The 11014-nt window shown below is 72.9% G+C and carries 10 protein-coding genes and 1 pseudogene; 4 read left to right on the forward strand and 7 right to left on the reverse strand.

Translation table 11 applies throughout. From position 1 onward, the window contains the following. Positions 1 to 6 precede the first annotated feature (6 nt). Both K377_RS29875 and K377_RS29880 read right to left on the reverse strand, forming a co-directional pair. Positions 7 to 1182: an NADH:flavin oxidoreductase gene (locus K377_RS29875; RefSeq protein WP_111666676.1), complete on the reverse strand. Its 1176-nt coding sequence runs from the start codon at positions 1180 to 1182 to the stop codon at positions 7 to 9. Positions 1183 to 1263: 81 nt separating this feature from the next. Next, positions 1264 to 2091 carry an SDR family oxidoreductase gene (locus K377_RS29880; RefSeq protein WP_111666677.1) on the reverse strand — a complete coding sequence of 276 codons (828 nt, stop codon included), beginning with the start codon at positions 2089 to 2091 and terminating at the stop codon, positions 1264 to 1266. A 112-nt stretch (positions 2092 to 2203) separates the two neighbouring features. Here K377_RS29880 and K377_RS29885 point away from each other — a divergent pair, with 112 nt between their 5' ends. After that, on the forward strand, positions 2204 to 2815 hold the full coding sequence (locus K377_RS29885) for a TetR/AcrR family transcriptional regulator (RefSeq protein WP_111666678.1): 612 nt from the start codon (positions 2204 to 2206) through the stop codon (positions 2813 to 2815). A 69-nt stretch (positions 2816 to 2884) separates the two neighbouring features. Here the strand turns inward: K377_RS29885 and K377_RS29890 are convergent, their stop codons facing one another. The 3 genes from K377_RS29890 to K377_RS29900 all read right to left on the reverse strand — a co-directional run bounded on the left by K377_RS29890 (position 2885) and on the right by K377_RS29900 (position 7601). After that, the gene (locus K377_RS29890) at positions 2885 to 3265 is read right to left on the reverse strand and encodes an STAS domain-containing protein (protein ID WP_111666679.1); all 381 of its coding nucleotides are present in this window, start codon (positions 3263 to 3265) and stop codon (positions 2885 to 2887) included. 361 nt (positions 3266 to 3626) lie between these two features. Beyond that, positions 3627 to 5744: an ABC transporter ATP-binding protein gene (locus K377_RS29895; protein ID WP_111666709.1), complete on the reverse strand. Its 2118-nt coding sequence runs from the start codon at positions 5742 to 5744 to the stop codon at positions 3627 to 3629. 12 nt (positions 5745 to 5756) lie between these two features. Continuing rightward, positions 5757 to 7601, reverse strand: coding sequence for a long-chain fatty acid--CoA ligase (locus K377_RS29900; RefSeq protein ID WP_111666680.1), 1845 nt, complete (start codon positions 7599 to 7601; stop codon positions 5757 to 5759). 225 nt (positions 7602 to 7826) lie between these two features. On the opposite strand from K377_RS29900, the gene K377_RS29905 reads away from it, so the two are divergent. Then, positions 7827 to 8267: a two-component system response regulator gene (locus tag K377_RS29905; protein ID WP_237551944.1), complete on the forward strand. Its 441-nt coding sequence runs from the start codon at positions 7827 to 7829 to the stop codon at positions 8265 to 8267. Here K377_RS29905 and K377_RS29910 read toward each other — a convergent pair. After that, entirely contained in the window at positions 8264 to 9358 is a 1095-nt protein-coding gene (locus K377_RS29910; protein ID WP_111666681.1) for a D-alanyl-D-alanine carboxypeptidase family protein, read from the reverse strand. The two genes, K377_RS29905 and K377_RS29910, sit on opposite strands and share 4 nt — an antisense overlap. Positions 9359 to 9487: 129 nt before the next feature. Between K377_RS29910 and K377_RS29915 the strand changes: the two genes are divergently transcribed. Next, positions 9488 to 9946 (forward strand): cyclic nucleotide-binding domain-containing protein, encoded by a 459-nt coding sequence (locus K377_RS29915; protein ID WP_111666682.1) that lies wholly within the window; start codon positions 9488 to 9490, stop codon positions 9944 to 9946. 210 nt (positions 9947 to 10156) lie between these two features. Then, the gene (locus K377_RS29920; protein ID WP_111666683.1) at positions 10157 to 10780 is read left to right on the forward strand and encodes a hypothetical protein; all 624 of its coding nucleotides are present in this window, start codon (positions 10157 to 10159) and stop codon (positions 10778 to 10780) included. Positions 10781 to 10825: 45 nt separating this feature from the next. On the opposite strand, the pseudogene K377_RS29925 reads toward K377_RS29920, so the two are convergent. Beyond that, positions 10826 to 11014: pseudogene (locus K377_RS29925) on the reverse strand (FAD-binding protein); the annotation flags it as partial.

The raw sequence follows: 11014 nt of genomic DNA on the forward strand, positions 1-11014 counted from the left end.
CCGGCCTCAGGGGGAAGGTGCCAGGACGCACCGGGTCCCGCTGTAGATCGTCGGCATGCACTTGTTGCAGTGGATGCACAGTGAGCGGGTGCCGGGCTCCCGCTCCATCCGGTGGACCAGGTCGGGCTCGCGCAGCAGCGCCCGGGCCATCGCCACGAACGAGAAGCCCTCCGCCAGAGCGCGCTCCGCGGTCTCGCGCCGCGTGATGCCGCCCAGCAGGACCAGCGGAAGAGCCAGCGCCGCCCTGAACTGACGGGCGCTGTCGAGGAGATACGCCTCCTCGTACGGATAGGCGTGCAGGAACCGGCTGCCGACCGCGCGCACCCCGAGCCGCACCACCGGGTTGCGCATCGCGGCCGCGAACTCCCGCAGCGGCGCGTCGCCGCGGAACAGGTACATCGGGTTCAACAGCGAACTGCCCGCGGTGAGTTCGAGGGCGTCGAGGCTGCCGTCGGCCTCCAGCCCGCGGGCCACCTGGATGCTCTCGTCCAGCCACAGACCGCCGGGGACACCGTCGTCCATGTTGAGCTTGGCGAGGACCGCGATCCGGTCGCCGACGGCGTCCCGCACGGCCCGCGCCGTCTCGCGGGCGACCCGGGCGCGGCCCGCGAGGTCCCCGCCGTAGGCGTCGTCGCGGTGGTTGAGCCGCGGGCTGAGGAAGGCGCTCGCGAAGTAGTTGTGCCCCAGATGGATCTCGACCGCGTCGAACCCCGCCTCGACGGCGAGCAGGGCCGCCTCCGCGTGCGCACGCGTGATCCGGGCGATGTCGTCGTGGCTCGCCGCCCTGATCCGGGTCAGGCTCTGCGCCCCGAGGCGCGCGGACGGACCGAGCGCGGGCAGCCCGTTCGAGCGCGGGTCGGCCACCGGGCCCGCGTGCCCGATCTGCGCCGAGACCGCCGCGCCCTCGGCGTGCACGGCGTCCGTGAGGCGGCGCAGACCGGGCAGCAGCTCGGGCCGCATCCAGAGCTGGTGGCGCTCCGTACGCCCCTCGGGAGCGACCGCGCAGTACGCGACCGTGGTCATCGCCACCCCGCCGGCCGCCTGCCGGCGGTGGAAGGCGATCAGCTCGTCGGAGACCTGCGACCCGCGCGTCATCCCCTCGAACGTGGCGGCCTTGAGGAACCGGTTGCGCAGCGTCAGCGGCCCGAGCCGGGCCGGGCCGAACAGGGCGGGCTGTGTCATGACGGTCTCCCGGGCGAAGGGTGCGGGCGGACGGTGCACGAACGGGCCTGACGGGCGCGGTGCGGCCGGGGCCGCGACGGTTCACATGCGCAGCGCCGACGGCTGGGCGTCGGCGCGCATCGCCGCGTCCGTGCCCCCGTCGACGTACAGGATCGAACCGGTGGTGAAGCGGGCCTCCGGACGCAGGAACTGCTCGATCCAGAAGGCGATGTCCGCCGCCTCCCCGAAGACGCCGAGCGGCATCGGCGTCGGGAAGTCGTCCGCGTCCGGGGCCTCGGAGACGCCGGTGGAGCCGGTCATCAGCGGGGTGAGGACGGCGCCCGGCGCGATCGCGTTCAGCAGGATGCCCCGGCGGGCCCACTGCGGGGTGACGGCGGTGCGCCGCACCCAGCGGGCGAGCGCCAGCTTCGAGGTGGCGTACGCGACGATGCTCGGCGCGCTCTCCAGGGTCGCCGCGGGCAGGGCGTTCTGTGCCGCCGCCGCGCGCTTGCGGGCCGCCTCCTCGTCGCCGGCCAGCAGCAGCTCCACCAGCTCGTCGTCGATGACGGGGACGGTGCTCGCCGAGTTCGAGCTGATCACGACGGCGCGGCCCGCGCCGGACCGCTCCAGGGCCGGCCGCAGCGCGTCGAGCAGTGCGACGGGACCGAAGTAGTTGATCGAGACGACGACGGCGGCGCTCCGCACGCTCGGTCCGACACCAGCGACCGCGGCCACACCGTCCAGGGTGCCGCCGCTCAGCGCCAGGATCTCGCGGACCGCGTGCGCACGGCCCTCCGCGCCGCCGAGGTCGGCGACGACGTCGGCGTCCCGCAGGTCGACACCGATCACCCGGTGCCCGGCCGAGCGCAGCCGGGCCGCGGCCGCGGCTCCCATTCCCGAGGCGGACCCAGTGATCACGTACGTGCCCATGACGGACTCCTCTCACCCGGCCGCACCTTTCACGACCGGTTTGTTCCAAGCACTATTCAATCACTGATTGGACAGTGATCGGAAGACGGGCTGACGTGGTGGAATGGTGGGCATGACGCACCCGGACACCCCGACGCGCGAGCGGCTGCTCGACGCGGCGAAGCGACTCTTCCTGGAGAAGGGCGCCGACCAGGTCTCCCTGCGCGCGATCAACGCGGAGGCCGCGCTGAACCCGGGGGCCGTGCACTATCACTTCGGCTCGCGGGAGGGGCTGGTCACGGCCCTCCTGGAGCGCGAGCTGCGGCCGCTGTGGACCGACCGGATGCGGTTCCTCAAGGACGCGGGGGCGGCCGGGCCCGACGTGGCGGAGATGGCCGCCGCCCTGGTCGAGCCGTTCGCCGATCTCGTCGCGACCCGCGACGGCCGGGTGCTGTGCCACCTGCTGGCGCGCTCGGCGCTGCCCACCGGACAACTGCCGAACGCCTCCAGCCTGTTCGTTCCGGCGCCCTTCGAGGTGATGGTCGGTCGGGCGCTGCCGCAGCTGGCCCCGCAGGAGGTCACCGAACGCTGCCGGCTCGCCTTCAGCGTCGTCATGGAGACCTACGGCAGGCCGCTGGCCAAGATGCCCGCGGAAGCCGCCTCCTTCCCGCGCACGGCGACCGTGGTCGCCTTCGTCGCGGCGGGTCTGACGGCGCCGCCGACGGTGCCGCGGGGCCGCGGCTGACCGGGCCGTACGCCCCGAGGGCAGAGTCGTGCCCGCCGGGAGCACGTGGCTCCCGGCGGGTTTTGTGCCTCAGGCCGGTACGTCCCGGGTCGGCCAGGAGAGAGCCGAGTCCAGGTCGGCGGCGACCCGGAGTGCGTCCGCCAGACCGGCGAGCCGGATCACGCGCAGCAGGAACGGATCGGTCAGGACCAGGATGAGGCGCGCCTGCCGTGCGCGCAGCCGCTCCTGGACGCGCAGGAGCATCGACAGACCGCTGCAGTCCAGGAACGTCACGTCGCGCAGATCGGCGACGAGCGTGCCGCCCTGCCCGGGGAACAGGTTCTGCAGTCGGTCCGCCAGATGATGCGCGGCGAGGATGTCGAGTTCGCCCCACAGCGCGACGACCCGTGGGTCCTCGGGATGCGGCGCTCTCATGCCGAATGCGGCGTCGGTGTCGTGGTAGGCGGGCATGGCCTCCTCGCAGTGGTGGGGGCGCGGTGTTGTGGCGGTGCCCCTGGCATACCCCCACCCGAGCGGCGAGACAACCCCCTTTCCGCAGCAGCAAGTTGGGCAACCGTGTTGTCGGTCAAACGGCCCCGCCGGTGATCTCTGGCGCGATCCGGACCGTGCGGTTCCCCCTCGTCCCGTGCGTCCCGCGCGGTCACACCGTGCTCAGCCCGGCAGCGGGCCGCCCCGGGATGCGCGTGGGGTGGATGGTGTCGGAGTGAACCTCCGGCGGGAAACGGACGCGCGCACGCGCACACGTGTGATCTGCGCCTCCCTGGCCCGTCCCGGCACCGCCGGACATATGGCCGGGAAGCGGAGGCGGCGATCACGCTGTTGCGGGGGGCTCCGCGGGGCGGGAGACCGGAGGGCCTTCGTGGCCGTACTGAGCCGCCTGCGTGCGGAACATGGTGGCGTACCGCCCGCCGGCCGCGAGCAGTTCGTCGTGGCTGCCCGACTCCACGACGCGGCCCCGGCTCAGCACATGGATGGTGTCCGCCCAGCGCACCCCGGACATCCGGTGGGTCACCAGCACCACCGCGCGCGTGGGACCCGCCAGGCCCCGCAGCCGGTCGAACGCCTCGATCTCCGCCTCCGGATCGAGCGCGGACGTCGGCTCGTCCACGATCAGGACACCGTCCGCCGCAGCGGTCCTGTCGCGCCAATGGGTGCGCGCCAGGCCGAACTTCTGCCACTCCCCGCCCGACAGCTCGCTCGCCCCGCGGAACATGCGGGCGAGGAGAGTGCCCATCCCGTCCGGCAGCCGCGCGATCACCGACGTCGCGCCCGCGTACCGGGCCGACGGCTCCAGGTCCTCGGCGGACGCGGACCGCCGCGGCCGACCGATGCGGATGTTCATGGCGGCCGTCATCGGCCAGCGCTGGAAGTCCTGGGTGAGCTGGCTGACCCGCTCGAAGACCAGGGCCCGGTCGAGCCCGTCGAGCGGTCTGCCGCCCCAGTGGACCGTACCGGCGTGCGGGACGAGCAGCCCGCTGATGATCTTCATCAGGGTCGACTTGCCGCTGCCGTTCTCCCCGACGACCGCGGTCACCGATCCCATCGGAACCGTCAGCGACACCTCGTCCAGGGCCGGTTCGGCCCGGTCCGGATAGCGGTAGCTGATCTTGTCGAGGACCACCGCGTCGATCCGCTCGGGCGGCGTCTCGCCCCCGGCGGGAATGGTCCGCCGGGCGGCCTCCACGAGGAATCTCTCGTGGTCCTGGACGTACAGCGACTCCTCGTGCAACTGGTTGACGTTCATCACCAGCGTGCCCAGACTCGCCGACCCGGTCCGCACGGCGACGACCGCCGTCCCGGCGATCGCCAGGCTCATGGCGCCCGTCGTGATCAGCCAGAACATCACCCCGTACGTGGCCGCGAGCGCGATTCCCGACAGGGCGGTGGCCAGCAGCTCGGTACCGGCCTTGCCGTTCGCCAGGCGCCGCTGCTCGCTCTCGGCGCTCTCCGCCATGTCCCGGTAGCGCTCCAGGAGCGTGGGACCGACGGCGTGCAGCCGCACCTCCTGGGCGGCGCTGCGCTCGGTCAGCAGGGTGCCGATCAGGCGGCTCGCGCGCAGGTGCTCGACCCAGTTCAGCACCGACACGTACCGCTCCTGCGCCACCCGCATCGCGCCCCAGCCGCGCGGCGCGGCGATCAGCAGGAGCATCGGCAGCAGCGCCCAGTGCAGCACGCTGAGGATGGACGCGGTGGCGACGAGGGAGATGACCCCGTTGAGCGCGGCGACACACGCCGAGATCATGCGGCGCGCGGACGCCGCACCGTAGAAAGCCACGTCGAGCAGGCGCCGGAACGCCGGATCCTCGATGGCCTCCAGCTCCACCGCCTGGGCGGCGTCGAGATACTCGGTGGTCGCCACCCGTTCGACCAGCGGTTCCAGGCGTCCCGCCCCGGACGTCGACCAGGAGGCGAGCAGGGCGTTGACGGTGGCGACGGCGGCGCCGACCAGCAGGGCGGGCAGCGCCTCCCGCACCCGCCCGGCCGCCGAGCCGTCGGAGAGCAGGGTGTGCATCACGGAGTTGAGGACCAGCAGGTTCACCGCGGCGGCGATGCCCTGGCCGATCTCGCTGACACCGACGGCCAGCAGCGCGCCCCGGTCGGCGTGCCAGGCGCGGCGCAGGGTGCCGAGGACCAGCCGGGGCATGGCCCGCAGCGCGGTGAGGAGCGACAGATCGAGGAAGGCGTTCTGGTGCGAGGCCCAGCCCGTGTCGTAGCGCAGCGGCCCGCCGAACAACTCCCGTTCCGCCGTGGAGACCTTGGGCTCCTCGGGGCGTGGGCGGCGCAGCAGCCTGCTGCGCAACCGGTGCGAAGGCGAGGTCAACGGTCCTCCCCGGGCTCGACGGGCGCGGCCGGGAGAGGGCCCTGCGGCGCTGCTGCGGTGCCCAGGGTGAGCAAGGACCGGAGCCCGCACAAGGCGAACTCCGGTCATCATGGGGACGAATCAGACGGAACGGCGGCTCGCTCGGGTCCCGTACAACTCGTCGATCTCCCGCGCGTACCGCTGGATCACCGCCGACCTCCGGATCTTCAGCGACGGGGTCATCAGGCCCTCGCGCGAGCCGAACTCGTGCGGCAGGATCCGGAACGTGCGGATGGACTCGGCCCGCGAGACACGGGAGTTGGCCCGGGACACCGCCCGCCGGACATGCCCGAGCAGTTCCTCGTCCGTCACCAGCGCGGCGGGCTCCTGCGGGTCGCGGCCCTTGAGCGCGAGCCAGCAGGCCACCGACTCCTCGTCGAGGGTGATCAGGGCGGCCACGTACGGGCGGTTGTCGCCGACGACCAGACAGCCCGAGATCAGCGGATGGGCCCGCAGCTCCTCCTCGAGCAGCAGCGGCGAGATGCTCTTGCCGCCACTGGTGATGATGATGTCCTTCTTGCGGCCGGTGATGACGAGATAGCCGTCCGGATCGAGCCGGCCGAGGTCACCGGTGCTGAACCAGCCGTCGCGCAGCACCGCCTCCGTCGCCCGCGGATCGTTGTAGTAGCCCGCGAAGACCACGTCGCCCCGGACCAGGATCTCGTCGTCCTCGGCGATGCGCACGGCGTTGCCGGGCAGCGGCCGCCCGACGGTCCCGTGCCGCACCGCGCCCACCGGCTGCGCGGTCACGGCCGCGGCGGTCTCGGTCAGCCCGTACCCGTCGTAGACGGTGATCCCGCAGCCCGCGAGGAAGAGACCGAGTTCGCGGGCGAGGGGCGAGCCGCCGGAGACGGCGTTGCGCACCCGCCCGCCGAGCACCGCCCGCACCCGGGCGTACACGAGCCGGTCGTAGAGCGCGTGCCGCAGTCTGAGCCGAGGCCCGGGACCGCTGCCCTGCCCCGCCTTCCCGAGCTGCTCGGCCGCCGCGTAGCGCACCGCCGACCTCACCGCCCGCTCGAAGACGGCGCTGCGCCCGTTCTGACGGGCTTTCAGGCGTGCGGCGCGGAAGAGGCGTTCGAAGATGTACGGCACGGCGTACAGGAACGTGGGACGGAACGCGGCGAGGGTCGGCAGCAGCGCCTGCGGCGAAGGGTCCGGCTGGAAGGCCACGTTGACCCCGAACCGCACCGAACTGACCACCACGACAAGGCCGTAGCAGTGCGCCAGCGGCAGGAACGCCACGAGCGACGCCTCCTCGCCGGGCGCGGCCAGCAGACAGCCCCAGCCCGTCGACAGGGTGTCGCACTCCGCGATCATGTTGGCGTGGGTGAGGACACAGCCCTTCGGGCGGCCCGTCGTCCCGGACGTGTAGCAGATCAGCGCCGTGTGCTCGGGCGTCACGGCGGCGCGGAGCCGGTGGACGTACGCCGGATCGACGGCGGCGCCCTCGGCCCGCAGCGTGTCGAGGGCGCCCTGGTCCATCTGCCACAGCCGGGTCAGCGGGTGGTGCGGGCCGTGCGCGGCGGCCACCGTCATGGCGTGGTTCTCGTTCTCGACGAAGCAGCCGATGGCGCCCGTGTCCCGGAGGATGTCGCGCACCTGCTCGGTGGAGGACGTCGGATAGACGGGCACGACCACGGCGCCGATCGACCACAACGCGTAGGCGGCGAGCGTCCATTCGTACCGGGTGCGCGACATGACGGCCACCCGGTCCCCGAAGCCGACGCCCTGCGCAAGGAGTCCTCCGGCGACCGCGAGGACCTCGCCGGCGAACCGGCGCGCGGTGACCGGCTCCCACCGCAGGCCGGGCGCGGTCAGCGAGAACTGGACGCGGTCCGGCGTCCGTCCCGCCGCATCGAACACCGAGTCCGCGAGACCGCCCGCCACGGGCGGCTCCGTCAGCCGGGGCACGTCGAGTTCCTGCATGTTCCTGCTCTCCGCGGACGAGGGACGGGCGGGTCACGGGTGGGGGCCGCAGCCCGGCAACGTACCCCGCCCGGGCGATCTTTGAGCAGCCCCGCGAGGTGACGATCAGGACACGGTACGCCCCGGACCACGGGTTCCATCTGCGCGGACCGGTCGCCCCGGGCGGACCGGGCACCGTAATCTCGAACCTCCAAGGAGCGCTACCACGGAGGCAGTTGAGAACTCATGAGCGACTCCGCGAAGGTCCTCCTGGTGGACGACCGTGAGACCAATCTGCGGGTGCTGGAGGCGGCGCTCGCCCCGCTCGGCGTCCCCGTCGTCTGCGCGGACAACGGCGACGACGCCCTGAAGATCGCGCTGCGCGGCGGCATCGGTGTGATCCTGCTCGACGTGCGGATGCCCGGCATCAGCGGCCTCGAAGTGGCCGACTATCTGCTCCGGCTCGACCAGACCCGGGACATCCCCATCGTGCTCGTGACGGGGATCGGCACCAGCGCCCTCGCCCAGACCGCGATCGATCTGGGCGTCGCCGACCTGCTGGTGAAGCCGGTCGACCCGTGGGTGCTGCGGGTCAAGGTGAGCTATCTGCTGAACGCCGGGCACCGGGGCGCGGACGGCCGTGCCGCCGACGCCCCGGACGCTCGGGTACCTCGGCGCACACCCTAGGACCGAATGCGGCGGGCCCGCAGGCGGCGGCGGACGATCAGCGGCACGCAGGTCAGGACGAGCAGGGCGGCGGCCGCGCCGAGATGGCGGGTCAGGCCGGGAGCCTCCGCGGCCTCCTCCTGGTGCGTCGGCGCGGTCGCGGGGGCGGCCGCGGCCCGCAGCGGACCGGCCTGCTGCTTCGGCGGTTGCGGCGCCGGGGTGGCGAACCCCCAGTCGAGCAGCGTGCGGCTCTCCTCGTACACCTCGTTGAAGTCGCCGTCCTGAGGGTTCATCACGGTCACCAGGATCGTGCGGCCCTTGTGGGTCGCGGCCGAGACCAGCGTGGTGCCTGCCTGCGTGGTGTAGCCGTTCTTGACGCCGATGAGGCCGGGGTAGGGCTCCACGCCGTGCGAGCCGACGAGCAGCCGGTTGGTGTTCTGGATCTCGTACGCGTCCGGGCCCCCGGACGCCGGGAAGCGCGCGAACTTCGTCCCCATGTACCGGCGGAAGTCCGGGTTCTTGAACCCTTCGCGGGCGATCAGGGCCAGATCGTGGGCGCTGGAGTACTGGCCCGGGGTGTCGAACCCGTCGGGGGAGCGGACCTGGGTGTCGCGGGCACCGATCCGGCGGGCGGTGGCCTGCATCTGGGCCAGCGTCCGCGACAGGCCGCCGTTCAGCCGGGCCAGGGTGTGCACGGCGTCGTTGCCGGAGCTGAGGAAGACACCGCGCCACAGGTCGGCGACCGTGTACCGGTGCCCCTCGGCGACCCCGACCTCGCTGCTGCCCTCGGCGACCTCCGCCAGGTCCGCCCACGACGCCCGGTGCACCGCGTCCTGCCGCAGATGCGGCAGGACCGTCACCGCGAACAGCGTCTTGAGCGTGCTGGCCGGCGGCAGCCTGCGGTGCGGCGCCCTGGCCGCCAGGACGGTCCCCGTACGGGCGTCCATGACCTCCCAGGACAGCGCCGAGAGGGAGGGCACGGCGGGCGGCCCGGCGGCGTTCCGCGCGGCGTGCGCGGGACCGGCGGCCGCCCCGGCGACGAGCGCCGCGCACACGCCCGACGTCACGAACGCCTTGCTGACCAGGGCACGAGGTCGGATGAAGATCACCATGCGGGCACCGTAGGTGCGTGACCGGCCGCTCGCGATCCGTTACCGCCATCCGGCCGCCGCCCACTTCGACGATCGGTACGCCCGGGACGTACGTACGCTGGAATGACCCGACGGTGGAGGTGTTCCGCCATGACGGACCGGACACGACTGCTGAACCGACTGCCCCGCGCCTATCGCGAACGGCTGATGCCTCTCGCCCGAGAGGTGTCCTTCCCCCAGGACTCCCGGATCTTCGAGGAAGGGGACCGCGCAGACTGTTTCTGGATCGTCAGGACCGGAACAGTCACGCTCGACGTGCGCGTCTCCGACCGGGCCAGGCTGCCCGTCGACCCGCTCGGGCCGGGTGATCTCCTCGGCTGGTCCTGGCTCTTCCCGCCCTACGAATGGGACTTCGGCGCCGAAGCGGACAGCCCGGTGCGCGCCTATGAATTCGACGGTTCCACCGTGCGCGCCCTGTGCGACATCGAACCGGCGCTGGGTGTGGCCCTGCTGCACGGCGTCGCCGAGGTGATGGCGCACCGCCTGGAGGCGGCCCGGGTCAAGCTCGTCGAGGCGCACCAGGCGCACCACATCAGGGGGTACGTGTAAGGGCGGGCGGCGCACGACGCCGCAGGATCTGCGCGGAGAAGTTTCTCGGGCGGGTGGCCACCGGGCGGACGCCGGGGGTCACCCGCACGTGCACCGTTGCTCACCCGACTCGACGCCCCGGCGGGCGGCGGGCACGGTCGCGCGGTTTGCTCGGTCGCGGACCAGATCCGCACCTGTGGCCGACCGCCGGCCGCGCCCGAGAGGAACCGCATGCGCCGTACCGTGCCCCTGTCGACCGCCACTGCAGCCCTGCTCCTGCTCGGGGCGCCCGTGTGCGCCGCGGCTCCGTCCGACGGGGACGACGGATGGGGCGACACTCCCTCCTGGACCGCCCCGCCCTCGGCCCCCGCTTCGGAGGAGAACCCGGAGGAGATCCCGGAGGAGGTGCCGGAGGAGGTCCCGGAGGCCGGGACGGCGACGGGTCTCGTGCTCGATCCGGCCGACGCGCGCCCCGGCGCGAGCGTGCTGGCCAGTACCACCGCGTGCGGCGACGACTCCACGGCGACCGGCGACGCGGACAGCCTCGGAGCGGGGGAGTTCACGCTGCGTCAGGCCGAGTACGAGAAGGGCGTCAGCGGCAGCTTCGAGGTGCCGTCCGGCGCCCGCCCGGGCACCTATCCGGTCTCCGTGACCTGCGAGAGCGGCACGGTGGCCCGGCAGACCCTCAAGGTGGCGGGGGAAGGCGGCACACAGCTGCACGGAGTGCACGCCGGTGACGGCGGCTCGCTCGGACAGTGGAGCACGGTGCAGATCGCGCTGGGCGGCGCGCTGATCGCCGGTTCGGTGGGCGCGGCGGGCTACTACGCCGTACGGCGCCGCGCCCAGGAGCTGTGAGCACCCGGGCGCGACGCCGTACGGATCCGTCGTACGAGGTTCGGTTCAGCCCTTGCGGGTTGTGACCTCTTCGGTGAGCTGGGGCACGACGTCGAACAGGTCGCCGACGATGCCGTAGTCGACCAGGTCGAAGATCGGGGCCTCGGCGTCCTTGTTGACCGCGACGATCGTCTTCGAGGTCTGCATACCGGCCCGGTGCTGGATCGCGCCCGAGATGCCGTTGGCGATGTACAG

This window comes from Streptomyces sp. PsTaAH-137 (assembly GCF_003259365.1).
Taxonomy (GTDB): Bacteria; Actinomycetota; Actinomycetes; order Streptomycetales; family Streptomycetaceae; genus Streptomyces.

What these genes read in the sequence shown, in the direction of transcription:
- K377_RS29875 (WP_111666676.1), bottom strand. Translation starts at nt 1,182, where the DNA reads ATGACACAGCCCGCCCTGTTCGGCCCGGCCCGGCTCGGGCCGCTGACG.
- K377_RS29880 (WP_111666677.1), bottom strand. Translation starts at nt 2,091, where the DNA reads ATGGGCACGTACGTGATCACTGGGTCCGCCTCGGGAATGGGAGCCGCG.
- K377_RS29885 (WP_111666678.1), top strand. Translation starts at nt 2,204, where the DNA reads ATGACGCACCCGGACACCCCGACGCGCGAGCGGCTGCTCGACGCGGCG.
- K377_RS29890 (WP_111666679.1), bottom strand. Translation starts at nt 3,265, where the DNA reads ATGCCCGCCTACCACGACACCGACGCCGCATTCGGCATGAGAGCGCCG.
- K377_RS29895 (WP_111666709.1), bottom strand. Translation starts at nt 5,744, where the DNA reads ATGACCGGAGTTCGCCTTGTGCGGGCTCCGGTCCTTGCTCACCCTGGG.
- K377_RS29900 (WP_111666680.1), bottom strand. Translation starts at nt 7,601, where the DNA reads ATGCAGGAACTCGACGTGCCCCGGCTGACGGAGCCGCCCGTGGCGGGC.
- K377_RS29905 (WP_237551944.1), top strand. Translation starts at nt 7,827, where the DNA reads ATGAGCGACTCCGCGAAGGTCCTCCTGGTGGACGACCGTGAGACCAAT.
- K377_RS29910 (WP_111666681.1), bottom strand. Translation starts at nt 9,358, where the DNA reads ATGGTGATCTTCATCCGACCTCGTGCCCTGGTCAGCAAGGCGTTCGTG.
- K377_RS29915 (WP_111666682.1), top strand. Translation starts at nt 9,488, where the DNA reads ATGACGGACCGGACACGACTGCTGAACCGACTGCCCCGCGCCTATCGC.
- K377_RS29920 (WP_111666683.1), top strand. Translation starts at nt 10,157, where the DNA reads ATGCGCCGTACCGTGCCCCTGTCGACCGCCACTGCAGCCCTGCTCCTG.